Genomic DNA, 24,763 nt, shown 5'->3' on the forward strand with positions numbered 1-24,763 from the left:
CAACCCTTCCTCCCGGGGATTACCTACTTCCTCACTTCAACGCTTCCTCATTCACCTCAAACTTGAATACATCCGGCCTAGAGTAATGTCCGACTACATCAAAGTCAAACTGAGCTTCGGTGATTTTGGACAGGTCGATGTCTGCATACAGAATATCTTCTTTCCCAATCACCGGCTCAACGATGAATTCTCCCAATGGATCCACGATGCAACTGCCGCCGCGTGTCATTTCGTGGTCGAATTCACCAAGTTCTCTTTCTACGATATCTTCCGGGTACATGTCCTTTGTCGAGTACTGGTTACTGGATAGAACAAAGCATCTGCCTTCACAGGCGATGTGCCGCATGGTGGAGAACCAGGTATCTCTTCCGTCAGCAGTCGGGGCCAGATAGATCTGTACGCCCTTTTGATACATGGCCATCCTCGCAAGCGGCATGTAGTTCTCCCAGCAGATAAGGGAGCCGATCCGGCCATATGGCGTATCAAAGACAGGCATCGTGCTGCCGTCTCCCTCCCCCCATACAAGCCGCTCCGTTCCGGTCGGTTTCAGCTTTCGGTGCTTGCCGATCACCTCTCCGCTCGGATCGATAAAGACAACGGTGCAGTATAGCGTTCCCCCGCTGTATTCCGGATCTTTCTCAATCACACCCATCACGACATATGCACCAGCTTCTTTCGCCGCTTTTCCGATCTGATCGGTTTCCGGACCTGGGATAGTGATCGAGCTTTCCGAATATCGTTGGAAATCACTTCTGCCATATGCATCCCGGCTTCCGACTTTTGTTCCGAACGACATGCCTCTCGGATAAGCCGAAAGGAATGCCTCGGGGAACAAGATGATCTTCGCATCGTTTTCCCCTGCTTCTTTAATCAACTCTACCGCCTTGTTGACTGAGTTCTCTTTATCAAACACGACGGATCCCGCCTGCACGACCGCGACTTTAAATGGTTGTTTCTTTTCCAACTGGACCGACTCCTTTTTTCTCTATTGGGTAGTCTTCTTCCTCCGTTGATTCAGGGAAATAGACTTTCTTCAAATCACTATGGAATTCATTTTTCACAGTATCATCCTGATCTTGTGTAGCCAGGCTGACGATGACAAAGGTCAGGAGGCCGAGGAACAGCCCTGATGTTGCGGGACCGAGCGGAAGCGGAGAACCGAACAGGTATATCAGCGTCAATGCCGCCTCACCAACGATAATGGATGCAATCGCCCCCATCTTGGTTCCGCGCCTCCAATAGAGAGGGCCTAAGGCTGCGGGTACTAACTGCAACACTATACCGTAGCCCAATGCCGCAACCGGAACCAGGAATCCTTGTGCTGCAGGAATGAACGAAATTACGATAATCAGAAGTGTCATAAATAGTACTGTTGCTTTAGCAATGAATGTTGTTTTTGCCAGAGAGACTTCCTTCTTCATGAAGCGGACGACCAAATCATTCACCAACAGACTTGCTGACGAGAGCAAAGCACTGTTAATAGTAGAAATCCCTGCCGCGATGACTGCTGCAATCACAATAGATCCAAAAATCGGAGCATATGAGGAGAAGAACAGCGGGATGATTCGGTCGCTCGTCTCCGTTGTCAGCCCCGGAACCAGTCCTGGTGTATGGGCAAGCATGCCGATAAACAGCGCACTGAGTGCCATCAGCCAGGAATTCCAAAATGGCGTGATAATCGACGTCTTGGCCAGAATCATCGGAGACTTGGCAGAATAGAACTTCTGCCACATATGCGGCATGATCCAGAATCCGAATCCAAGCCCCAGCGCTGTTTCAGCAATTCCCCAGAAGTTTCCTTTATTCACTAAAATATCGGGGGCAGTTGCCTGTAGACTATTGAATGCCTCAAAGCCTCCAGAACGGCTGACAAATATGACAGTGATTAATACCAATACAGTTCCGAAGAAGAAGCCCATGAATGTATCTGACCAGGCAGCTCCCTTCCCCCACTAAGCGTGACGATGATTCCAACAAAGGCACCCATAATCATGACGCCAACCCAGTAAGGAATCTCATTGTCCGTAAGGCTGTTAAGCGCAAAAGCGCCCCCAGTGATTTGGATCAGCATGTAAGGGACAAGCCCAACAATTCCTACAATCGCAAACAGCAACCGCAGTCCAGGACTCTTGAAATACTTTTCCATCATGTCGCCTGGAGTAATGAAATTGTGTTTCCTGCCGAGATACCAAATTCTCGAGCCAAACAGCCAGATGAACAACGCATGGACAACTGCCCAGGCAGCAAATGCCGCAAACCAGACACCGTCCCGATAATGTGAACCGATGGCCCCTAATAATGTCCATGTACTGAAGTAGCTCGCCCCTGTAGTCATCGTCATAACAATTGTTCCAAGACCACGATTCGCCAGGAAGAAGTCACTCGGGGTCGCGGCATTCTCTTTCGAAGCGAAGTTACTGATCAACAAGAGAATTGCCAAAAAGATCACCAAGACAATGATTGTAATGGCAGCCTGACTCATTTCGCTCCCTCCCCTTCTTCAAGATCCTCAAACTCCTTGGAAGCCCTTTCAGAGAAGGGCTTGAAGAACTTAAAGTACACAATGAAGATGATCACTGTGTTTATGGCGTTCAAAAATAAAACCCATGCCAGTGATTGGGGTAAGAATCCGACAAACTCCAACTTGTTAAATACACCGAAGTTCGGCAAAAACGTTAGGGCGTAGCAAACAAAGAAGAAACCAATCAATAATGCATGGAGCTTTCTCAATCTCATTACCTCCCTCTAATTATTCTGTATATTTCAATAGTAAGCAGAAGGTTATATAATGTGAAATACATCATTGTCATCTGTTGTATTCCAATTTGGAATACAGAAAAGAGGTTAGTATTGTGGACATCAAAAATCTTAGTACCAGAGACCTCAATATATTTCGGGAAGTGGCAGAGCAAAAAAGCTTCACAAAAGCAGGGGAACGACTTTTTATCGCCCAGCCATCCATCAGCAAAACGATCCAACGCCTTGAACAGGAACTGGGGCTGGTCTTATTTAACCGGAACAAAAAACAATTATCTTTAACGGACGCCGGGGAGATCGTCTACCAATACAGCAAATCCCAACTAGCGGTGATCCAGCAAATGCAACTAAAACTAAACGAGTTATCCGAAATCATGGTCGGCACCCTCTCCATCGGCCTGCCCCAGATCATCGGAACATTCCTGTTCCCTTCAGTCTGGAGGGCGTTCTCTGAGCGCTATCCGGGAGTGACCATTCAAATCGAGGAAAAGGGAGGTTTAGTGACAGAACGATTGGTAGAAAAAGAAAAGCTTGATGTGGCCTTCGTCGTGTTGCCGGTCCAGAACCCTAACCTGAAAATCAAGAAAATCTATGAGGATCAGTTTGTGGTATGTGTGCCATCCAATCACCCTTTATCCAATAGAAAAGCTATTTCGCTATTTGAACTGCAAGATGAGAAGTTCATCCTCTTTGAAAAATCATTTGCCCTGCATCGCCATGTCGTTAACGCATGTAAAGCAGCAGGATTCGTTCCCCAAGTCGTAATGGAAAGCACGCAGTGGGACTTGGTTCTTGAATTGGTGTCAGCCGGCATGGGAATTTCTGTAGTCCCCCGGGTTCTAGCAAACAAACTGAATGCTATTGATATTTCCACAATCCCGTTACATGAACCAGACCTCAAATGGCAAATCGGCATGATCACCAATGCAAAGGCGTACCAATCTTTTGCACTGAAAGCCTTTGTTCAAGTGGTGGAAGAAGTCTATACACCATGAGTATACCTCCGATGGTACTTCTGTCTGCGCCTTGGGTTTAAATTCAAATACCATACAAATGGAAAAAGCAACCCGGCAGGCTGCTCTAAGTCATTCTAAGTATTCTCATTAACCTCTCACAAAGGCGACCCGTTACCTAATGATGATATCCATGGTAAAGGATACGTAATAACTCCGTTTCAATTAGTAGGCACTCAGATACCCTTTGGTAGTAACTCGCATCATCCACTCACCGCATTCCCGGTCTCACCAAAAACCCAGATATCGAAAACGCAGCCGCTCCAACAGCACATGAGTCCCTGCCAAGATCAGAAAATCTTACCATGCCGTCTGCGTCATGATGCAGTGCCAGGCGGTCTTCGATCACACCCCGTATCGGCTCCGCGATCCATGGCTCGAACTGGGCCATGCGGTTCCCGATGATTACCGTATCCGGATCGAGGGAGTGAATAATGGAAATGAGGCCGATGCCGATATGCTGTCCGATCTTTTGAAGCGCACGGAGCACAACCTCGTCTCCCCGCTTAGCCCGCTCCAGAATTCCCTCTAGCTCCAGCCGCTCTCCCAATGCTCCTTCAATTTCACGCAAAAGCGCATTCTCGGATGCGTACAATTCCCAACATCCGTAGTTTCCGCACGGGCAGCGCTCCCCGAAGGCATCGACAGTAAAGTGACCCATTTCCCCTGCGATGCCCGAGGTGCCGGTGTAAAGGTCGTCTCCGATGACGATGCCGGTTCCAATTCCGATACCGATGCTGACGTAGACTTGGTCTGCAGATAGCCGGCCTGCGCCGTACAGGCGCTCGCCGTTGGCTCCGGCGTTGGCTTCGTTTGCGACAGTCACCGGAATCCCGAATTCCGACTCAAGCATTTCCTTAAGCTCTACTTCCCGCCATCCAAGGTTCGGGGCAAACAAGATCTTTCCTTCACGGTCAACGATTCCCGGGACCCCTACCCCAATGCCGATCACGTTGTATGGGCTTTCCGGTGCCCGCGACATCAGTTCCTTGATCATGACCTTCAGTTTCCCGGTCACCTGCTCAACATCACGGTCATCCAGGGAAACACTGATTTCCTCGATGACTGCACCGCTCAGGTCGGTCAGGACCCCGAGCAGGTAGTTGACGCCCAGGTCGATGCCGATTGAATGGCCCGCCCGCTCGTTAAAGTACAGCATGACCGGCTTCCGCCCTCCGCTGGATTGGCCTTCGCCGATTTCAAAGACGAATGATTCTTTGATGAGTTCGGCGACCATTGTCGAGACAGTTGCCCGGTTAAGCCCCGTGCTTTTGGAGATTGCAGCGCGGGAGACCGGTCCCTGTTTGATGATCAGGTCCAGGACGAGGGATTTGTTGATGGTTTTGACCAATGCATGGTTGCCGGTCTGGATCTGTGTCATGGTGTCCTCCTTAATCAATTCCTGCATATAGAATATCATGTTTCCGCTTCCCATCAGAAAGGCCGGAGCATCATTCGTCTCCGGCCGTTTCCTTAACTATTTTTCACTTCGGCAAACCGCACGGCTTCTTCCGTTTCTTCACCCCAAAGCGATTCCAGCTCTTCGAGAGTTTTGCCTTTTGTTTCCGGTACCCACTTCAGGACGAAGAGTGCGGACAGAACGCTCATCAATCCGTAGAATCCGTAGGTAAGTGCACCGCTGAAATCCATCATCGCCGGATAGGTCGATGAAATGAAGAAGTTGGCGGCCCACTGGGCGGCGACGGCAATCGCCATCGCCTGGCCGCGGATCTTGTTCGGGAAGATCTCCGCAAGCATGACCCAGCAGATCGGACCCCACGACATCATGAACGAAGCTGTGTAGATGATGATGAATACGAGCGTCGAGATGCCGATGACATTAAATGCGGCAAGGCCCGCCACGCCGAACATGCCAATTGCCATGCCGACGGAACCGATGATCAGAAGCGGCTTTCTTCCCCATTTTTCCACGGTCATGATTGCAAAGATGGTGAAGACAACATTGACCAGCCCCATGACGACGGTCTGCACCATCGAAGCATTCTGACCCGCGCCCATGCTTTCAAAGATTCTCGGCGCGTAGTAAAGGGCGACGTTGATGCCGACGAACTGTTGGAAGATCGACAGCATGATTCCCACGATAATGACCGCCCGTCCGTAGGAAAACAGCTTCCCGGAGTGGTGCGGCGCATTGAGGGATGCCTTGATTTCCTCAAGGATTCCTTCCGCCCGCTCCTTTGAACCGTTCAGCTTATTCAGAATGTCGAAGGCTTCAGCATGACGCTGTCTGGACGCCAGGAAGCGCGGCGTTTCCGGCACGCAGAACAACAGGAAAAAGAACAGCAGCGCCGGGATGGTTTCGGAAGCGAACATGAACCTCCAGCCTACATCATTGATCCATTCACGCGTTTGGCCGTTCGCAATGCCCCAGTTGACGAAGTAGACGACGAGCATCCCGAAGATGACGGCGAACTGATACCAGGAAACGAGTTTCCCGCGGATAGCCGCCGGAGCGATTTCACCAATGTACGTCGGAGAGATCGCAGAGGCCAGCCCCACACCGATCCCGCCGAGAATCCGATAAACGTTGAACATGATCAACAGCCCGACTGTCGGATCATCTTTCGTGAAGAACAGAAACTCCGGATAAGCGGAGCCGAGCGCAGACACTGTGAACAGCAGCGCTGCGACGATCAGCGAGTTTCTTCGCCCAAGATTATTGGAAAGCAGCCCGGAGATCGCCCCGCCGATGATACAACCGATCAGTGCGCTGGAAACCGTCAGGCCGTGGACAAATGGGCTCAGGCCGAGACTGTCGATCAGATAGATTTGCAGGGACTGTTCCGCACCGGAAATGACAGCCGTGTCATAGCCGAAAAGCAGGCCCCCCAGTGTTGCGATGAGCGTGATGAAAATGATGTACCGATGGTTCGCTTGGGTTTTCATATAGACGGAGAAACTGCCCCGCGCAAGACAGGGCATCCCCCTTCTCCTCCCTTCGTGTACATACGATTCGGTTAAGCGCTTTCTTTTCAATTGAATAGTTGCGGAAACTGCAATCGCAGCTTCCGCAGAGAATTTATGACCGATAAGGGTGCAGTTTACGGTTGATATCCGCCGTTGCCGGATACACCTCTTTGTAGATGGCAAACAGCTCCCGGTACACTGCAGCTCGCTCCGGATCCGGCTCGTATGTCCGCTCCGTTTCCAAGAACGATTCCGCGCATTTTTTCAATGAATCAAACCAGCCACACCCGACAGCCGCGAGCATCGCGGCCCCCATGCCAGGACCCTGCTCGCTTTTCAGTTTAATGACCTTGGCATCGAACACGTCCGCCTGCATCTGCAGCCAGAGGGCATTCTTGGCTCCCCCTCCGACTGACACTACAGTATCGACTGTCTTTCCGTTTTCCCGGAACAGCCTGATCGATTCATTCAGCGAGAACGTGATTCCTTCCAGTACAGCCCGCGCAAAGTGGCCGAAACGATGGGAGGCGTCCATCCCGATAAAGCTTCCACGGATTTTCGCGTCCACATAAGGCGTGCGTTCCCCCGAAAGATAAGGTGTGAACAACAGCCCTTCCGCTCCAGGCGGTGCCGCGTCCGCTTCCTCAAGAATTTCATCAAATGAGCGCTCCCGGGCAAACGTCTCTTTCAGCCAGCTGAGGCTGTGTCCGGCGGAAAGTGTGACGCCCATCGTATAATAGCTGCCCGCATCCGCATGGTTAAAGTAATGGACCTTACCGCCGAAATCCTGGTCCCCGTCCTGTTCATAGGCGAGGATGACGCCTGACGTCCCGATGCTGCAGAGCGTCTTGCCTTCTTCCAGGATTCCAGCGCCGATTGCGCCGCACGCATTGTCTGCGCCGCCGGCAAAAATGCGGGTCTCCTCTGATAACCCTGTCTGTGCCGCGAGCTCAGGAAGCAGAGTCCCGGTCTCCTCATGGGAATCCGTCAGTTCCGGGCAGATTGCAGAATCCAAGCCGAGCAGCCGGCACATCTCTTCACTCCACTCGCCTTTTCCGATATCCAGAAGCAGCGTCCCGGCCGCATCCGACCGCTCCATCTGAATTGATCCTGTCATCCGGTAGCGGACGTAGTCCTTCGGCAACAAGAAGTACCGGGCCTGTTCGAACACATCCGGCTCATGTTTCCTCACCCACAGCAATTTCGGCAGTGTGAATCCTTCTAGCGCACGGTTTTTCGTGATGGCCAGAAGCCGTTCAAGTCCTACCGTCTCCTCGATCTCCCGGCATTCTTCCGTCGTTCGTGTATCATTCCAGAGGATGGCGTTCCGCAGCACCCGATGTTCGTTATCCAGCAATACCAATCCGTGCATCTGTCCCGAAAAGCTGATCCCTTCGATGTCATCCGGACTACCGCCGAAGGTTTCCGCCAGTTCCCGAAGGCCGTCCAGGGTTGCCCTGACCCAGTCTTCCGGATCCTGTTCGCTATGGCCGCTCTTCTCCTGGATCAGCGGGTACGGGCGGGACACTTCGTTCACGACTACCCCCGAACGATTCACCAGCAGCAGTTTGACTGCACTTGTCCCAAGATCCACGCCGATCACATAACTCATGTCAGACACCCCTCTTGTCGGTTTCACTCACCTGCATACGCCTGCAGCAGATAACGGTTGATCGTCGCCTTGATCGATTCAAGACGGCCGGAGCGTGTTTGAATGCCATCCAGGCCGAGCGCGTATTCCTCGAGGCTCCGCAGGTCGGCTGTTCCGTCCACGATCGATTTGCCGATTCCTTCATTAAAGCTTGCATACCGATCTTCAACCACATTGTCCATCACGCCGTCATCGATCAGCTTCTGCGCGACTTTCAATCCTGCGGCAAAGCTGTCCATGCCGAGGATGTGTGCGAGGACGAGATCTTCTTTCTCGAACGAACCGCGGCGCACTTTCGCATCGAAGTTCAGGCCGCCTCGGCCGAGTCCGCCGTTTTTCAGGATTTCGTACATCGCGAGAGTCGTCGCGTAAAGGTCTGACGGGAACTCGTCCGTATCCCATCCGAGGAGCGGATGGCCCTGATTGGCATCGACCGAACCGAGCATCCCGTGGATCCGCGCGTAGCGCAGCTCATGCTCGAACGTATGGCCGGCCAATGTTGCATGGTTGGCTTCAATATTAAATTTAAAGTGATTCTGAAGATCGTAGTGCTGAAGGAACGCATAGCCGCTAGCAACATCAAAATCATACTGATGCGATGTCGGCTCTTTCGGCTTCGGCTCAATCAGGAACTGTGCATCGAAGTCGATCTCTTTCGCGTAATCCACCGCCATATGGAAGAACCGGCCAAGATTATCGAGTTCAAGCTTCATGTCTGTGTTCAGCAACGTCTCGTAGCCCTCGCGGCCACCCCAGAACACGTAGTTTTCCGCGCCAAGTTCCTTGCCGACCTCGAGCCCTTTCTTCACTTTCGCCGCTGCGTAGGCGAACACATCCGCGTTATTCGCAGACGCTGCACCGTGCACAAAACGCGGGTGACTGAAGTTGTTCACCGTATTCCAGAGTAGCTTCGTGTCGCTGCCTTTCATGTACTCCTTGATCATGCCGACGATGACATCAAGGTTTTTGTTGGACTCCCGGAGCGTCTCCCCCTCGGGAGCGATGTCGATATCGTGGAAGCAGAAATACGGTACGCCGAGCTTCTCGAAAAACTCGAACGCCGCCTCCACACGGGCCTTCGCCAAATCCATTCCGGACAGATGATTCCACGGGCGCACCGCGGTCCCCGCGCCGAATGGGTCAGACAGGTCTTCCGTGAACGTATGCCAATACGCCACCCCGAACCGCAGGTGCTCCTTCATCGTCTTGCCGCCGATCACTTCATCAGGGTTATAGAATTTGAATGCATATGGATTGCTCGAAGCCGGACCCTCGTATTGAATGGTTGGAATCTCGGAAAAGTAAGCCAAGAAAAAATCTCCTTTCTGATGAACGTTTTACTTTGTTTAAGATATAAACAAAGTGTATATTCTTCTGAAAACGTTGTCAATATGGAGTTGGAGAATTCTGACTGAATGTCCTCTCACGTTGTAACTCATCCTCACTAGGTCGTAACTCACCCCTATCTTGGTTAGAACTCAGGTACCCCTTGGTAGGGATTCGGGTACCTGTAGGTGGGAACTGCACTGCAATCAACCCCATACCTCCAGCCCACATCACCGATCAAATCTCGAGTCTGCCCCCCTACCCCTCCAGTAAGTAAGCCCCAGCATCTCTGATACAAAAGGTAGATATTCCCTTCATACTTCAGTTTGATATTGCTTTACCAGGTTCACTCTTCTATACTTCATCAAATAAACGGAATATTGATTCTAATGGGATGGAGGAGAACGATGAATGATGTCATGAGAATCGCAAACAGTGTTCCGCTTTGGATCATTGCTTCACTAGTGATCGGTCTCGTCTTTTTTCAGGCGTTCAAGTTTATCAGTCTCGCTACAAAGACCAGCGCTTCTGTAGGAATGTCCAAACAGGAAGTGAAGACGGCAATCCGGGCGGGAGCCATCAGTTCGATCGGCCCTTCCTTTGCCATTATTATTATCGCGATTTCCCTCCTGTCACTGATCGGGAATCCGGTGACCTTGGTCCGGATCGGGATCATCGGTTCGGCTCCGATTGAAACGGTTGGCGCGAGTCTCGGGGCCGAGGCGGCCGGTGCTGAACTCGGGACGGAAAGTTTTACAGCTCACGCCTTCACGAATGCAGTCTGGGTGATGTGTCTTGGAGGGCTCGGTTGGCTTTTGTTCACTGCCCTATTCACTAAATCGCTTGGGAAGGTCCAGGCGAAAACGACGAGCACACCGAAAAACCTGGAACGATTCAAAATCATTTCGACAGCAGCGATGATCGGCGCATTCAGTTATCTGGGCAGCGGGCAGATGGTCAAAGGAGTCCAGGAAGCGATTGTCTTGCTTGTCGCATTCATCGTGATGCCGCTCATTTTAAAAGCGGCTAAAACGTTCGAGGCCAAATGGCTGGTGGAATGGTCACTTGGACTGGTGATTCTCGTCGGTTTGGCTGTCGGCTACCTATTAAGTTAATTAAGGGAGGGAAGGCTGGATGTCAGTCAGTAAGGAATTAAAAAGTTCGGTTGCGGTAAGAGGCTCTGCCCGCGAAGAGGCATACAGCTTCGCGACGTTCCAAGACAAATCGCATTTCTGGGGCCGTCTGACGATCTGGGGCATTATTTTATTGACCCTTTCTCTGCCGATGATCCTTTCATTTGGCCTGGGCTATCACCCCGGCTGGTCCGCCATCTTGTCCGGTTTTCTTGCCTATGCTTCCATCATCGCGGTGATCTGGGTCGTTGAGCCGATCAGTTACTATCCGATACTGGGTGTCTCCGGAACGTATCTTGCATTTTTGAACGGGAACATCGGAAACATGTGCCTTCCCAGCGCCTCGGTTGCACAAACGGCAGTCGGTGCGGAGCCCGGGACTGAAAAAGGAGAACTAACGGCCACTCTTGCCATAGCGGCGGCGGCCATCATCAATACATCGATTCTCGTCTTGGTTGTTCTGGGAGGATCCTATTTGATTTCTCTGCTGCCGGCCGCATTGGTTGATACATTCAAGTTCGTCCTCCCTGCAATTTACGGTGGGGTGATCGCGCAGTTTGCAATTCAGAAGCCGGTATGGGGAGTGATCGGGATTGCATTCGGCCTCTTCGTGAATCTCGGGCCGGTTCCTCAATCCCTTCAAACCTTCTTATGCATTTTCGGGACAGTAGCAGCATGTATACTATTAGACAAGGCAAAATCAGAAAAGGCGGGAGACAAATGACGACTTCGAACACATCGAACGAAAATCAGACGCTCAAGCAGCAATTGCTGTCCATGCTGGAAGACCGGAAAGAAGAGATGATCCAGATCAGGAGGCATCTCCACGAAAACCCTGAATTGTCCTTTAAAGAAGAAAAGACCGCGAAATACATCGAGGACTTTTACAAAGGCAAGGACGTCGAGGTCCACACGAATGTCGGAAACGGGTATGGGATCATCGTGACGATCAGAGGCGGGAAAGAAGGCAAGACAATCGGCCTGCGTGCCGATTTTGATGCGCTGCCGATTCAGGAGGAGACTGATGTTCCGTTCAAGTCCAAGAACCCGGGTGTCATGCACGCATGCGGCCATGACGGGCATACGGCTTACATGCTCGTATTGGCAGACTGCCTGATCCAGATGAAAGACTCGATCAGCGGAACGATCAAGATCATCCATCAGCACGCGGAAGAAACACCGCCGGGCGGCGCAAAAAGCATCGTCGAATCCGGAGTTCTGGATGATTTGGATGCCGTGTTCGGGACCCATCTGATGCCCGCACTCTCTACAGGGGAAATCGGCTACAGAAGCGGCTTTTCCATGGCCGGCAGAACGTACTTTAAGCTTGTGATCAAAGGCAAAGGTGGCCACGGTTCCTCTCCCCACCAATCCAACGACTCGATCGTTGCAGGCGCTTATTTCATCACGGCCATCCAGACGGTGGTCAGCCGCCGGTTGAATCCGTTTGAAATGGGTGTTGTGACCATCGGCTCGTTTGATGGGAAAGGCTCATTCAATGTCATCAAAGACAGCGTCGAACTCGAGGGCGACGTCCGCTATATGAATGAAGACACACAGAAAGTCATCTCGGAGGAAATCCACCGCATCACAAGAGGAATCGAGGAAGAGTTCGGCGTCGAATGCGAACTCAACTACGTCCCTGATTATCCGCCGCTCTACAATGACCCTTCCGTCACCGCCAAAGTCGTTTCCATTTTGGAACAAGCGAATGACCCGGTCATTGAGGCTGTCAAAGAAATTCCGATCAACTCGGGTTCTGAGGATTTCGCCTACTATACTCAAAAGACCCCAGGCACGTTTTATATCATCGGAAGCAAACCCAAAGGCGTGGACAAGCCGTACCTGAACCATCACCCGAAGTTCGACATTGATGAAGACGCCCTGTTGATCTCCGCCAAATCCGTTGCACATGTGGTTTGTGAGTATAGTTTTGATTAATGAAGGCCCTTGGACAAAAGCAGCCCGACCGGCTGCTTTTTCCTATTCAAATCACCTCCTGACGCGCCCGTAACCACTGGCTCTTCGGAGGTAATCACTCACCGCTCATTCGTTTGAATCAAAAACGGACCGCCCTTACAGGACAGCCCATTTCCACGATCACTTATCCAGTTCCAATGTCTCATTAATCTCCGCCGACTCCGCATCCTTCCCAGTCATTCGCTTATACATAAACGCGATATTCTTAACAAGGCTACCGCTTTCCCAGTATTCGGCGGCTTCGGCTTTGACCTTGATTAGGATGACGTCGGGATCGTCGTAAGTGGTTTGCATGATTTTCTCGTAGGCTTTGCTCCAGAGTTCTTTTTTCTTGGCCATGTCTTCGACAATTTCGGCTCGTCCTCGGACGGAGACGTAGGATTTGCCGGCGTATGCGACGTTGACATCTTTGTTGTGGAGGATTTCTTTGTATTTGTCGGTTTCTTTCTTGGTGAAGAACCAGAGGTCGCCATCGAATTCGACTTCCTGTGTTTTCATTGGGCGGGAGACGAGTCCTTCGTCCGAAACGGTCGTCAGCATCGCGGTGTCGACGCCTTTGATCAGGTCTCTGAGTGTTTCCATTTCTTCTTGTTTCATCGGATCACCTCATTTGTGTTATAGAGGTAGATTACCCTTTCTATTAACCAGATATTCAAGTCTGTCAGCTTCTCAAATTTCTTCATTCTGTTTCTAAACTTTCAGGAATATAGCCTCCCCTATATTCACAAAAAAACAGCCAGTTGGCTGCTGTTTAATACACCTATTCAATCCCTCAGCCAGCAGATAGCAATTTCACGTCTACTGGCTGCTGAATCAATCTCCTCACAATTTCTCCAATACCTTCCGCACAGAATTTACAGAAGCATCGAGAGCTGCTTTTTCATCTGGCGTCAGCGGGAGTTCAATGACCTTTTCGATGCCATGTCCTCCAAGGACAGTCGGTACCCCCAAATAAATCTGCTCGTAGCCGTATTCACCTTCCAAGAATGCAATGGATGGCAAAATTCGCTTTTGGTCCAGCATGATAGCTTCAACCATTTTTACGATAGAGGAGGCCGGAGCATAGTACGCGCTGCCTTGGCCTAGCAGGCCCACAATTTCACCGCCGCCTTTACGTGTACGTTCCACAATCGCATCCAATCGAGCTTTCGGGATGAGTTGCTCGAGCGGAATGCCACCAGCATGAGAGTACCGGATCAGAGGAACCATATCGTCTCCATGCCCTCCTAGAACGAAGCCTGAAATGTCTTCGACTGCGATTCCCAGCTCTTCTGCGACGAATGTATTAAAGCGGGCGGTATCCAGCACCCCGGATTGTCCGATGACCCGATTTTTCGGAAAGCCGGTAGTCCGATAACAGACATACGTCATGACATCTACCGGATTGCTCAATACGAGGACATAACTCTCAGGCGCATATTTTGCGATCTTTTCAGATACATCCTTCATGATTTTCACATTCGTGGCTACCAGATCGTCTCGGGTCATCCCCGGTTTCCGTGCAATCCCCGCTGTGATAATGACAAAATCGGCACCCCGAATATGCCCAAAGTCCGCCGTGCCAAATACTTTTGAATTAAACTGCATTGGTGAACCGGCTTGCAACATGTCCAGCGCTTTTCCTTTTGTAGCGTTTTCCATAGAAGGAATATCGACCAGGACAATGTCACCCAACTCCTTCTGTGCTAGCAGGAGTGCAGTAGTTGCCCCTGTGAAGCCTGAACCGATCACCGCAATTTTCTTGCGTCTGAAGGCCATCTAATTCACCCCCTTCCTACCAATTTAGCGGATCATTCCTGAAGGTTATCCGTTGCTTTCTTCCTTGATCTCGCCGTCTTCGCTTTTGTGACGGTTTCATTCACTTCCTTTTCGTTGGACGAACCTTCTTCTGCAGTGGCTGCTTCTTCGAGGTCTTGTTGCCTAACCGGTTTGCGTTGAGTGAGTATGGCTACCCCCTCGTCAGGGTGCGGAATCACATGGGAAGCTACGAGTTCCCCCACCCGGATTGCCGTCGCCTTTCCGGCTTCCACCGCTGCCTGTACCGCTCCTACATCACCCTCGACAATTACAGTAACGAGGCCTGCGTCCGCATTCTCCTGTTTCACCAGTTGGACATCGGCAGCTTTGAGCATCCCATCAGCAGCTTCTATAGAACCGATCAAGCCACGGGTTTCAATCATTCCAAGGGCCTTGGGCATTTCGTTCACCTCATTTCATGGTTATTCCAAACAGCAGATTGTTTTTCCTGATTCCTTTGCTGCATCTCTAGCCAAAGGGGTGACGATTGTCGCTTTGCTGATTAGAATCCTGGGTCCGGCTGAATTTCTGACTTCCGCTTCGGTGAGCAATCGGCCGGTAAACGTATCGGAATTCCCATCCGGCCTGGCATCTTCCACGCCCCTCAAAAATTCATCCAATGTTTCTATACGAACACCGAAACTTTCCAGCTTCATCGCTGATTTCCTTAGGTGTTGATGGTAAGGAGAACTGGTCTGCATGTCCTTTTCATGCCTAACTAACCATTCCATTTCTTTCGATGGAATAAGTGTGATTGACTTACCTTGGAGCAAACCACGTGAGAAGGCACGGCATTCTTCAATATCCAAACCTAATGCCCCTTTGACGATGAGGTTTTGATCGGCCTGGAAGATCACCACTTGTTCAAATTCACCGGATAACTCTGTATCGCTTTCCCTGACCGCATTCCAGTGTTCGCAAAGGCGATTGAATACCTTCTCATCAGTTAAATTTACAACAAGCAGTCCAGGCTTATTTACTGAACCGCTCGTTGAATCAACCTCAAGTCTCTCGAGGACTTCCCTCACAATCAGTTCAATCTGCCCAGCATCTATCTTCATGTACCTTCAACCTTTGTAATGATGCCGCATTGTCCGGTTTTAATTAGTGCCGCATTCGCTTCATCTGTATCGATGTGCATATCCAATATGTAATTGGGAGACACACGGATAAGCACTTTTTCAAAGGTGATGGGACGGTCATTTTGGACTGTGACTTTAACATAATCGCCATTCACCACTCCCATTGCCTCTGCATCTTTGGGGTTCATATGGATATGCGTTTTTGCCACAATTAAGCCTTCCTTTAAATAAACGCTGCCTTTCGGCCCAAGCAGTGTAATCGGAGCTGATCCTTTAATGTCCCCCGATTCCCTTAGGGGCGGATCGACTCCCAACTTTACACCGTCTGTCTTGCTGATTTCGACCTGCGAGATATCTCGAGAGGGACCTAGAACTCTGACTGAATGAATACTGCCGCGAGGGCCGATCAATGTCACCGTTTCATTCGCTGCAAATTGCCCCGGTTGGGCCAACTCTTTCATCTTCGTCAGCTCATGTCCCTTACCGAATAAGGCTTCTACGTCCTCTTGCTTTAGATGACAATGCCTGGCCGACACCGAAATCGTCGTTTCGTTTTGGTTTAACGGCACTTGTGTAAGTTCCTTATAAACATCTTCCACAATGGATTGAATGGCCTCCTTGTTCATCTGAACTCACCTCCTCGAAATCAGCTGGTTAAATTGTGGATTTCGGCAGAATCGCTTCGAGTTCACTATGCGGGCGCGGGATGACATGGACGGATTTCAGTTCCCCGACGCGCTGTGCGGCTTCCGCTCCGGATTCTGTAGCTGCTTTTACAGCGCCGACATCTCCGCGAACGAGTACGGTGACCAGCCCGCCACCCACATGCACTTTCCCTACCACCTCTACATTTGCAGCTTTCACCATTGCGTCTGCTGCTTCGATTGACGCAACCAGACCTTTCGTCTCAATCATGCCCAATGCTTCGTTAGCCATATTGTTTTCCTCCCTAACCCGCGCTTTATTTTGTGGATAATATCGTTCTCGTCTCCTCTACAGGCCTTGGGATTACTTTGTAAGCAATCAAAACGCCTGCAGCTCGTGCAATTGCCACGCCTTGCTCGATCGCCAGCCGCACCGACTCGATGTCCCCTTCAATCCGGATCGTGTAAAAGGCCTGGCTCACTTCTTCCTGACTGGCAAGGTGTACATCCGCCATTTTCAGCATTTGGTCTGCGATCACTATGGAATGGGCAATTCCATGTGTTTCAATCAAGCCGAGCGCTGCTGCCACACAATCACGTCCCGCTCGATGGAGCGTCCACAATCCCGATGACAAGAGCATCGATCGGAATTCTCTCACCATCCCGAATATAGGATGCCGGTGAACCATTGGTGACAATGACTCTGTCACCGATTCCCGCCCCAATGCGATCCACTGCAACAATCGGTGAACCGTTAGTCGTTTGGCTTCCATCGTACCCCGGTTGAATCACCAGAAAGGTCAGCCCCTTAAGGCCTTCTTCCTTTCGTGTTGCCCAAATATTTTCAATGACTGTACCGACCAACATTCCTCACCCACCGCCTTTCCAGCATGAAGATCAATCACGCATTACCCGCCGGAAGAATGGCCGCCAGTTCATTATGCGGACGAGGGATCACATGAACGGATAACAGTTCGCCAACACGCTGAGCCGCTGCACTGCCTGAATCCGTAGCCGCTTTAACTGCACCAACATCACCTGACACCATAATGGTCACAATACCGCCGCCCACATGGGTTTTCCCGATTATCTGAACATTGGCTGCTTTGACCATCGCATCTGCAGCTTCGAGCGCGGCAACCAATCCCCTTGTTTCAATCATTCCTAGTGCACCGTTAATTTCCGCCATTATAATTCCTCCTTAGTTTTACTTTGAAAGCTGTTTGACAATCTGGCTGACAGTTTCAGAAAGATCCGAGGCGTTTATGGATGCCTCCCCCAAATTCACTTCTCTGATCACCTGGTCGATGATGGATTGAATATCCATTTCCTTCCTGGATGTTACTCCTGACACTACAGCCCGGCCCTTTGCCGACCCGGGCTTTGGCAGGTTAACCTCTTTGATGCCGTAGGCAATACGCTTCGTATTTAAAAGGTGGCGCGCTGTAATGTTGTCGGATGAGATATTACCGCCGTAGGAGCCACAACCGAGCGTAAGTGATGGTACCAAAGCAGTAGTTGCTCCGGCAGCACCGATTGATGCCATCGTGTTCACCATCACCCGTGACACCGGCATCCGAAGGCCGAAACGTTCGGCTGCCTGATCGTCCGTTGTATGGATCGAGCAGCTATGCCCCCGACCGATAAAGTTGAGAAGACCCTCACAGATTTTATGGGCTTCCTCCTCGTCGGCTGCTGTATACAGCGGAAAGATCGGTGCAAGCTTTTCGAGGGAGAACGGAGCGTCTTTCCCGATCCGATGCTCTTCCGCAATCAGCACTCTTGTATCCGACGGTACATCGATGCCGGCAATTTCTGCTATCGTTACAGCCGATCTTCCGACGATTTTGGCGTTTAATTGTCCTTCTTTTGTGGTGATCACCGTTCCAAGAAGATTTTTTTCATGACTGTTGAGGAAGTAAGCGCCATTGTTGCGTAACTCCCTCATCGTTAGTTCCTTAATGTTCTTGTGAACAACAATCGACTGTTCCGTTGAGCAAAGCGTTCCATTGTCGAACGTCTTACTATCAATGATGAGTTGTGCTGCCTTTTTCACGTTGGCCGTCTTCTCAATATAGACAGGTCCGTTGCCGGGACCTACACCGTATGCGGGCTTCCCGGAACTGTAGGCCGCTTTTACTAAGCCTCCTCCTCCGGTTGCCAAGATGAGATCGACATCCGGATGGTGCATCAGACCAGTCGTCGCCTCCATGGACGGCTGACTGATCCAGCCGATCAGCCCTTCTGGCGCGCCCGCCGCCACGGCTGCCTCCGAACAAATTCGCAGCGCCTCGACCGTGCAGCTTTTTGCTGTTGGATGGGGACTGGCAACCATTGCGTTTCCTGACTTCAAAGCAATCAATGTCTTGAAAATCGCAGTAGACGTCGGATTTGTAGTTGGGCAGATGGCTGCGATCACACCGAATGGATAGGCGACTTCAGTTAACTTTAGAACAGGATCCCGATTAATGACGCCAATCGTTTTCTCATCTTTAATGGATTCATAGACCCCCATGGACCCAAGTTCGTTCTTGATTTTCTTATGCTCTCGAACGCCCATTTTCGTCTCATCTACCGCCATTTGCGCCAGATAATCCGCCTGTGCAAACGCAGCATCTGCAATTTTTTTGACAATGGCATCTACTTGTTCCTGATTGAAGGTGCGATAGATTTTCTGTGCCGTTTTTGCTCTTCTCACTGCTTGGTCCATCTCTGTTAAGCTATCCACAGACTGAGCGTAGCTGATTGAAAACACCCCTTTCCATCTTGCCGGTACTGTGTTTAATAATGAGCGTGAAACTTCACCTGTCCTGTTGTTTCGAACGATTTATTCGCTTCAGTCGGCCGGTTATGAACAGAGATTGCATTCCATTTCCGTATTTCTTCCGGTGTGAGTGGGCTCAGATCATTGTTGGCCCCTCCCGAGTGATAAGACCTTGGGCTCCCCAACGAGTTAGAAATATCATTCCAACGTCTGATTTCGGAATCTGTTAAGGATCCGCCCAATGGCTTTGCGCCATCGAGCTTCTCCAGTACGAGTTTCGTAATGTGTGCAACTAAATCCGGATTCAAATAGATAACCTCCTAACGCTTCATTAGCAATTCTTCATAACCAAAAATGAGTTGGTCTGCTTCCTGCAGATGACTGGCATCCCCATTGGTATAGCTTGCGATGCCAATCGTCTTCATGACGCCGGCACTCTGTCCCAACTGAATGTCCGCAGCCGTATCTCCGATCATGACTGCCTTGTCGAGATTTACACCGTAGCGGTCTCGTGCGGCGTAAGCCAAGTCGGGAGCCGGTTTTCCACGCTCCACAAGGTCACTGCCGATAACAAACTCAAAATACTCGATCAGATTGAGAGCCTCCAGCTGCTCATGAGCTTTCTCGGTGTCATCTGCCGTCAGAACGCCAAGTCGGATTCCCTTCTCTGAAAGGGAACGTAATAGTGGTTCAATCCCTGCCACCGGCTTAAGAGAAGGTGAACGGTTCTGCCGCTCATTCGCAGCGTCCACGCTCTCTCTTGCCAGAGTCAATGCTGAATTCCATGGTTGCTCATTCTGATAAAGGATAGAAGCAATGATGGTGGTACTCTCTTCAATACTTGAAATGGCCAGTGGTCCTCCAGGATCAATGTGGCCATCCTCAAAGACACCAAAGGATCGTTTCAATTCATCTGACTTAAGTGGATGGAGCACAAGCTTCAACCTGGCTTCCACATCATTGAGCCAAGGGATCCATATAGAGGGAAAATCAATCAGGGTCCCATCTTTATCGAACAGAATGGTCTCTACTCCGCCTTCCAGAAGATTCATCGGGTGACCTTACCTAGCTCAGGTTCTGGAGAAATCTTCGGTTCATCATTAGTTTCTTCATATACAAACTGTTCCTCCGGCGCATCCGGGTTGATGTGATAGCGTGCATATGCAAAGTAATAGATGACAGCCACTCCAAACACGGCAATGCTGATCCAGAAGAACGCCAGGTTTGCGAAGAAACTTGCGAAGAGCGCAATTACAGCCAGTACACTTGAAACAATCGGCATCAGCGGATAAAGCGGCGTCTTGTACGGACGAGGCAGATTCGGCTCTTTCTTTCTAAGAATCATTAGAGACACGTTCATCGAGATATAGGAAATGAGCGCTCCGAATGTCGCGATAAGAATTAAATCATCCGGGTTGAAAAATGCCACCAGCAACAGCCCGATGAAACCCGGTGCGATAATTGCCACAAATGGCGTTCTCCGCGAAGGGTGCAGTTTTGAGAATACCGCAGGAAGATAGCCGGCCCGAGAAAGGGCGAATACCTGGCGTGAGTAGGCAAGGATGACACCAGAGAAGCTTGCAATCAATCCGACGAGACCAATTGAAGCGAGAACTTGGGCGAGCCAGTAGGAATTACCGAACACAGCAGCAATCGCTGCAGGAAGCGGATCTTCGGCACTGCTTAGCTCATTAAATCCACTAAGCCCAATGGCGACAGTCGTCGTCAGGATTGACAGGATTACCAGCGTAAACATTCCCGAAAGGATCCCTTTCGGCATGTCTTTCTCCGGATTCCGTGTTTCCTCAGAGAGCATCGGGAGCATTTCGATTGCGAGGAAGAGCCACATCGCGAACGGCAACGCAGCCCAGATGCCCTGAAGACCTCCCGGAATCATCGATTCTCCCGGACCGCCAAAAAGGTTTTCTGCCTTGATTTGCGGCAGACCGACGAAGTACATCAACACGAGAAGAGCGAGCGCGATGAAGACGAGAATCGCTTCGAGCCTTGCGTATTCTTTAACCCCGATCGTATGGATTACCATGAAGAAGATGTACATTACCGCTGCGGAAACAATCGGGTCAACACTCGGGAACAGGAAGTTGATATATGCTCCGATTCCGATAGCAACAACAGGAGCGGCAATGACGTACTGCAACATGACTCCTACACCGGTGATATAGCCGGCAAACGGTCCCATCGCTCTCCTGGCAAAGGAGTATGGGCCACCGGCGAACGGCAATGCCGTGGAAAGTTCCGAGATCCCAAAAGCCATGAACGTATACATCACAGCCATGACACCGACAGCAATCAGCATTCCGACATAACCGGAGGTACTTAACCCAAAGTTCCAACCAAAGTAGTTGCCTGAAATGACAATCCCGACACCAATGACCCATAGATTAAGTGGCGTAAGCGTTCGTTTCAGTTCAAGATTTTGTTTACTCATTAGCGGGCCCCTTTAAGTCAGTATTTTTCCTCTTTTGTCTTTGGCTAATATAAAGCAGTTCACTTCACAGAATCTTCAAATAATTTCAGATATGCTTTTGCCAAATCATCTGTTTGCACGGTATACTCTTCTCCAAGTTCTGCAGCAGTTTCGTTATCCCTGCTGCCGACCCAAGCAATCAATTGAAGCCTTCTCATCATGACGAATGTCGGAATTTCTTCCTCCTCTTCTTTCGGCAACTGTCGGATTTCCCGGTACCCCTCAAGCCATGCATCAATGAGTTTCGGGACATATTCTCTGTGCTCGATGAAGGTCAGCGAAGAGGCCAGATCATATAAGTACCATCCGAACCCACTGTCATCAAAGTCGATCACCTGAACGATTTTCCGTTCGTTATCTAAAATCAGATTCGCATGCCTTAAATCTGCATGGATCAGCCCAAAACGACTCGGACTCTTGCCGAATTTTTCGAGACGAGCCTTGATGACTTCGGATACTCTAGTAAATAGCGCCTCTCGCTCAGGAGTGATAGCCTTTCCGTCTTGCCATCTGCCCCATTTGGGTTTGTCACCCAATAGATTTTCATAGTCCCAAACAGTACGTTTAATATCGGCAAATTCCTCATGGTTGTTAATGACGTGCTCATGAAACTGTGCGGTTGTGCGCCCAATTTCCTTGAATACTCGGATCAGCTTTTCCTCGTTATCGACGTCAGGCATCTCCCCTTCCAAGAAGGTGAATAGGACACAATAATATTCAGGACCATCATCCTCTAATGTAACCGCTTGCAAGAATTGCCCATCTGAGCCGGCAATCGGCCTAGATACCTTAATGGATGTTTTCTCATCGATCGATTGAAGCCATTTCACCTCACTCTCGATTTCTTCTTTTTGGTGATAGTTAGGACGGCAGACACGGAGGATTTTTTTGTCGCCTGTCTCATCGTTCTTGATGAGATAGGTGGCATTTTCAGAGTAATCCAGGAGTTGAACTTCATGATCATCCAGTCCTTCATACATTTCCTTGGCACGCAGTGATACCTTATTAAATAATTCCAATGGACGGTCCCAGGTATTTGCACTTGCACTACTCACTGACACGACCCCTCTCTTTTTTTAATTAAAGTGGAATCAATTAATCAATCTACATTTTTCGAACAGCTTGTGCCATACTTGTTTCCACTCGATTCAACAAGTCATCACAGTAACGCTGGTCAAGAAGCAGACCCGGCTTGAACTGAAGCACCTTTGTATCAAGCATTGAATAAATTGCCCAAACACCGTTGTCGTAGAGGGAGCGCATCACGTCTTTTGCCCCGTCTTCCTTGCTGAATTCAAGGCCAAAAACTACGCCCTTCTGTCGGATCCCTGTGAAATGGTTAGGATACTGGCTCTTAATCCGTTCTAATCCGGAACGAAGGTACCTTGAGACATAGTCTACATTTTCTACGACTTCCGGACGCTGCGAGATTTCAAGCACTTTAATCGCTACTGCACAACCCAGTTCTGAACCACCAAAGGTGGAGATGTGTGCAAACCCATCTTCATTCATCCACTGGCCAACCTCTTCACTAACAACCGTTGCAGCAATCGGGTAAATCCCGCCGCTTAAACCCTTTGCAGTTACCAAAATGTCCGGCTTAATGCCATGATGTTCAATGCCCCATAACTTCCCGGTACGAAGAAGTCCTGTTTGCACTTCATCTGCCACATAAAGCGTTCCATACTTTTCGCATAGCCGCTTTGTCTCCTCCAAGTAGCCGGGTTCCGGCATTTTGAAGCCGTATGTAGCCGGAATCGTTTCGATGATGACACACGCTACATCTTCTCTTGAAAGGGCCCTCTCCATCGCATCGATATCATTAAATACAACGTTCACAACTTCATCATCGTCAGCTTGACTCATAAAGAGTTTGGAATACCTTTCATTACCTAGCGTTACCGCAATTCCTGTGTGTCCGTGATAAGCGAACTTTACCGATATCACCTTTTTGCGCTTCGTTGCATACCGCGCACTCTTGATCGCCACATCAATTGCTTCTCCGCCCCCGCTGGAGAGAATTGAATAGCGCAAGTTATCCGGTGTGCATTCATACAACTTTTCCGCAAGCTGTGCACGAGCTGTAGATGGGAAGTGATGATTTCCTATATCGAAGGTTTCCGTGGCTTCAATGAGCGTTGAGATGATTTCTTGGTTACGATGGCCGAGGTTATACGTACCACCGTTAAGGTGAAGATCCATTAGTTCCTTTCCATCCATGTCGTAAAGGAAGTAACCTTTGCGCTTTCCGATAACAAGGTCAACACCATCTATCTGCCATTGCTTTGTTTTGCCAGGGTTCCAATATTGAATCGATTTATCTAATACAGAAGACTTACTGATCTTTTCAATCATCTCCACATCTCCACCTTTGCGAAATAATACTTAATAGACCGGATCAGCAATCACAAGTTCGATATTGTGACCCTCTAGGACCTGACGCCACTCTTTGGAAACATTACGGTCAGTAATGATAATCGGTATATCGGAAAGCGGGCAAATATGTGCAAAAGTCGTTTTTCCGAACTTTGTATGATCAGCCAAAATAATAACCTCCTCTGCCCGCTTCATCATCTGTCTTGAGCTACTGGCCCCCTGTAAATCGTAATCAGACATACCATCATTTACAGACAGACCACCAGCGGCAACAAATGCTTTGTTCGCTTTAATTTGGCCATAGACCGACTCGGCCAAAGGGCCGCTTGTAAATTTCTGATCAGCCTCGTACTCTCCACCAATGAAAATAACTTTGCCATTGAACGATTCCATCGTTTCCATCAGTACAGGTATAGATGGCGTAATAATCGTGACATGCTGTTTATCTTCCAAGAATCGAACAAGACCTGCGAGTGTTGAACCATGACCAATGATGATGCTGTCACCATTGTCCACAAATTCAGCAGCTTTCTTGCTGATGGCATGTTTCTCTGCAGCCATAATGTCCGCCTTCATATCAAAAGGCAGCTCTAAAGAGGATTTTTCTTTGATTGCTCCTCCATAGACCTTCTTCAACTTCCCCTCTTTTTCAAGCCGGTCTAAATCTCTTCGGATGGTTTCTCCCGAAACAAGCAAAGTCTCTGACATTTGACGGACATTTACTTTCTCTTCTTTTTCAAGAACTTCTAATATGACTTTTTTCCGATCTTCGTATGATAATGACATTATGCTGTCCCCTCACTTAGCTAAATATGAAAGCCTCA

Annotated in this window: 27 protein-coding genes; 4 read left to right on the plus strand and 23 right to left on the minus strand. The window is 49.8% G+C overall.

Going from position 1 to position 24,763, the window contains the following annotated elements; translation table 11 throughout:
* Window positions 1-31: 31 nt before the first annotated feature.
* From AC6CHQ_RS01790 to AC6CHQ_RS01805, 4 genes are read right to left on the minus strand one after another with little or no spacing between them, the layout of a single operon-like run.
* Window positions 32-964 (minus strand): carbon-nitrogen hydrolase family protein, encoded by a 933-nt coding sequence (locus AC6CHQ_RS01790; RefSeq protein ID WP_498080656.1) that lies wholly within the window; start codon window positions 962-964, stop codon window positions 32-34.
* Window positions 942-1,919 carry a sodium:solute symporter family protein gene (locus tag AC6CHQ_RS01795; protein WP_498080657.1) on the minus strand — a complete coding sequence of 326 codons (978 nt, stop codon included), beginning with the start codon at window positions 1,917-1,919 and terminating at the stop codon, window positions 942-944. Before AC6CHQ_RS01795 ends, AC6CHQ_RS01790 begins: the two co-directional genes overlap by 23 nt.
* Window positions 1,886-2,482, minus strand: coding sequence for a sodium:solute symporter family transporter (locus AC6CHQ_RS01800; RefSeq protein WP_498080658.1), 597 nt, complete (start codon window positions 2,480-2,482; stop codon window positions 1,886-1,888). Before AC6CHQ_RS01800 ends, AC6CHQ_RS01795 begins: the two co-directional genes overlap by 34 nt.
* A complete protein-coding gene (locus tag AC6CHQ_RS01805) occupies window positions 2,479-2,730 on the minus strand; it encodes a hypothetical protein (RefSeq protein WP_498080659.1) in 252 nt (83 codons plus the stop codon). Before AC6CHQ_RS01805 ends, AC6CHQ_RS01800 begins: the two co-directional genes overlap by 4 nt.
* A gap of 122 nt (window positions 2,731-2,852) precedes the next feature.
* Here AC6CHQ_RS01805 and AC6CHQ_RS01810 point away from each other — a divergent pair, with 122 nt between their 5' ends.
* The gene (locus tag AC6CHQ_RS01810; protein ID WP_498080660.1) at window positions 2,853-3,752 is read left to right on the plus strand and encodes a LysR family transcriptional regulator; all 900 of its coding nucleotides are present in this window, start codon (window positions 2,853-2,855) and stop codon (window positions 3,750-3,752) included.
* Window positions 3,753-3,981: 229 nt separating this feature from the next.
* Here the strand turns inward: AC6CHQ_RS01810 and AC6CHQ_RS01815 are convergent, their stop codons facing one another.
* The 4 genes from AC6CHQ_RS01815 to xylA form a co-directional block, all read right to left on the minus strand.
* Window positions 3,982-5,151, minus strand: a complete 1,170-nt coding sequence (locus tag AC6CHQ_RS01815; protein ID WP_498080661.1) for an ROK family transcriptional regulator — start codon at window positions 5,149-5,151, stop codon at window positions 3,982-3,984.
* Between the two features lie 92 nt (window positions 5,152-5,243).
* On the minus strand, window positions 5,244-6,677 hold the full coding sequence (xylE, locus tag AC6CHQ_RS01820) for a D-xylose transporter XylE (protein ID WP_251239282.1): 1,434 nt from the start codon (window positions 6,675-6,677) through the stop codon (window positions 5,244-5,246).
* Window positions 6,678-6,810: 133 nt separating this feature from the next.
* Entirely contained in the window at window positions 6,811-8,310 is a 1,500-nt protein-coding gene (gene xylB, locus AC6CHQ_RS01825; RefSeq protein WP_498080662.1) for a xylulokinase, read from the minus strand.
* Between the two features lie 23 nt (window positions 8,311-8,333).
* Window positions 8,334-9,659: a xylose isomerase gene (gene xylA, locus AC6CHQ_RS01830; protein ID WP_498080663.1), complete on the minus strand. Its 1,326-nt coding sequence runs from the start codon at window positions 9,657-9,659 to the stop codon at window positions 8,334-8,336.
* A 423-nt stretch (window positions 9,660-10,082) separates the two neighbouring features.
* On the opposite strand from xylA, the gene AC6CHQ_RS01835 reads away from it, so the two are divergent.
* Genes AC6CHQ_RS01835 through AC6CHQ_RS01845 form a run of 3 tightly spaced genes read left to right on the plus strand, consistent with a single transcriptional unit; the run spans window position 10,083 to window position 12,749 of the window.
* Window positions 10,083-10,790, plus strand: coding sequence for a DUF5058 family protein (locus AC6CHQ_RS01835; protein ID WP_498080664.1), 708 nt, complete (start codon window positions 10,083-10,085; stop codon window positions 10,788-10,790).
* Between the two features lie 19 nt (window positions 10,791-10,809).
* Window positions 10,810-11,532 (plus strand): small-conductance mechanosensitive channel, encoded by a 723-nt coding sequence (locus AC6CHQ_RS01840; RefSeq protein WP_498080665.1) that lies wholly within the window; start codon window positions 10,810-10,812, stop codon window positions 11,530-11,532.
* Complete coding sequence (locus AC6CHQ_RS01845) at window positions 11,529-12,749, plus strand: M20 family metallopeptidase (protein ID WP_498080666.1); 1,221 nt, start codon at window positions 11,529-11,531, stop codon at window positions 12,747-12,749. The genes AC6CHQ_RS01840 and AC6CHQ_RS01845 overlap by 4 nt, the downstream gene beginning before the upstream one ends.
* A 159-nt stretch (window positions 12,750-12,908) precedes the next feature.
* On the opposite strand, the gene AC6CHQ_RS01850 is transcribed toward AC6CHQ_RS01845, so the two are convergent.
* The 15 genes from AC6CHQ_RS01850 to AC6CHQ_RS01920 form a co-directional block, all read right to left on the minus strand.
* Window positions 12,909-13,385 carry a pyridoxamine 5'-phosphate oxidase family protein gene (locus AC6CHQ_RS01850; protein ID WP_498080667.1) on the minus strand — a complete coding sequence of 159 codons (477 nt, stop codon included), beginning with the start codon at window positions 13,383-13,385 and terminating at the stop codon, window positions 12,909-12,911.
* Window positions 13,386-13,610: 225 nt separating this feature from the next.
* A complete protein-coding gene (gene mdh / locus AC6CHQ_RS01855) occupies window positions 13,611-14,546 on the minus strand; it encodes a malate dehydrogenase (RefSeq protein ID WP_498080668.1) in 936 nt (311 codons plus the stop codon).
* Window positions 14,547-14,578: 32 nt separating this feature from the next.
* Entirely contained in the window at window positions 14,579-14,986 is a 408-nt protein-coding gene (locus tag AC6CHQ_RS01860) for a BMC domain-containing protein (RefSeq protein WP_498080669.1), read from the minus strand.
* Between the two features lie 21 nt (window positions 14,987-15,007).
* Window positions 15,008-15,646 (minus strand): hypothetical protein, encoded by a 639-nt coding sequence (locus AC6CHQ_RS01865; RefSeq protein WP_498080670.1) that lies wholly within the window; start codon window positions 15,644-15,646, stop codon window positions 15,008-15,010.
* Complete coding sequence (locus tag AC6CHQ_RS01870) at window positions 15,643-16,293, minus strand: phosphate propanoyltransferase (protein WP_498080671.1); 651 nt, start codon at window positions 16,291-16,293, stop codon at window positions 15,643-15,645. The genes AC6CHQ_RS01865 and AC6CHQ_RS01870 overlap by 4 nt, the downstream gene beginning before the upstream one ends.
* A 28-nt stretch (window positions 16,294-16,321) precedes the next feature.
* The gene (locus tag AC6CHQ_RS01875; protein WP_498080672.1) at window positions 16,322-16,603 is read right to left on the minus strand and encodes a BMC domain-containing protein; all 282 of its coding nucleotides are present in this window, start codon (window positions 16,601-16,603) and stop codon (window positions 16,322-16,324) included.
* Between the two features lie 25 nt (window positions 16,604-16,628).
* Window positions 16,629-16,883 (minus strand): BMC domain-containing protein, encoded by a 255-nt coding sequence (locus tag AC6CHQ_RS01880; protein WP_498080673.1) that lies wholly within the window; start codon window positions 16,881-16,883, stop codon window positions 16,629-16,631.
* Window positions 16,884-16,905: 22 nt separating this feature from the next.
* A complete protein-coding gene (locus AC6CHQ_RS01885; protein WP_498080674.1) occupies window positions 16,906-17,178 on the minus strand; it encodes a EutN/CcmL family microcompartment protein in 273 nt (90 codons plus the stop codon).
* A 34-nt stretch (window positions 17,179-17,212) separates the two neighbouring features.
* Window positions 17,213-17,500, minus strand: coding sequence for a BMC domain-containing protein (locus AC6CHQ_RS01890; protein ID WP_498080675.1), 288 nt, complete (start codon window positions 17,498-17,500; stop codon window positions 17,213-17,215).
* Between the two features lie 18 nt (window positions 17,501-17,518).
* The gene (locus tag AC6CHQ_RS01895; protein WP_498080897.1) at window positions 17,519-19,021 is read right to left on the minus strand and encodes an aldehyde dehydrogenase family protein; all 1,503 of its coding nucleotides are present in this window, start codon (window positions 19,019-19,021) and stop codon (window positions 17,519-17,521) included.
* Between the two features lie 374 nt (window positions 19,022-19,395).
* A complete protein-coding gene (locus tag AC6CHQ_RS01900; RefSeq protein ID WP_498080676.1) occupies window positions 19,396-20,127 on the minus strand; it encodes an HAD family hydrolase in 732 nt (243 codons plus the stop codon).
* On the minus strand, window positions 20,124-21,524 hold the full coding sequence (gene eat, locus AC6CHQ_RS01905) for an ethanolamine permease (RefSeq protein ID WP_498080677.1): 1,401 nt from the start codon (window positions 21,522-21,524) through the stop codon (window positions 20,124-20,126). Before eat ends, AC6CHQ_RS01900 begins: the two co-directional genes overlap by 4 nt.
* Window positions 21,525-21,583: 59 nt before the next feature.
* The gene (locus AC6CHQ_RS01910; RefSeq protein WP_498080678.1) at window positions 21,584-22,618 is read right to left on the minus strand and encodes a phosphotransferase enzyme family protein; all 1,035 of its coding nucleotides are present in this window, start codon (window positions 22,616-22,618) and stop codon (window positions 21,584-21,586) included.
* 49 nt (window positions 22,619-22,667) lie between these two features.
* Window positions 22,668-23,918 carry a class-III pyridoxal-phosphate-dependent aminotransferase gene (locus AC6CHQ_RS01915; protein WP_498080679.1) on the minus strand — a complete coding sequence of 417 codons (1,251 nt, stop codon included), beginning with the start codon at window positions 23,916-23,918 and terminating at the stop codon, window positions 22,668-22,670.
* Between the two features lie 30 nt (window positions 23,919-23,948).
* Entirely contained in the window at window positions 23,949-24,725 is a 777-nt protein-coding gene (locus AC6CHQ_RS01920) for a DeoR/GlpR family DNA-binding transcription regulator (RefSeq protein ID WP_498080680.1), read from the minus strand.
* Window positions 24,726-24,763: the final 38 nt, after the last annotated feature.

The sequence above is a fragment of the Bhargavaea sp. GQ12 genome, from assembly GCF_059758705.1.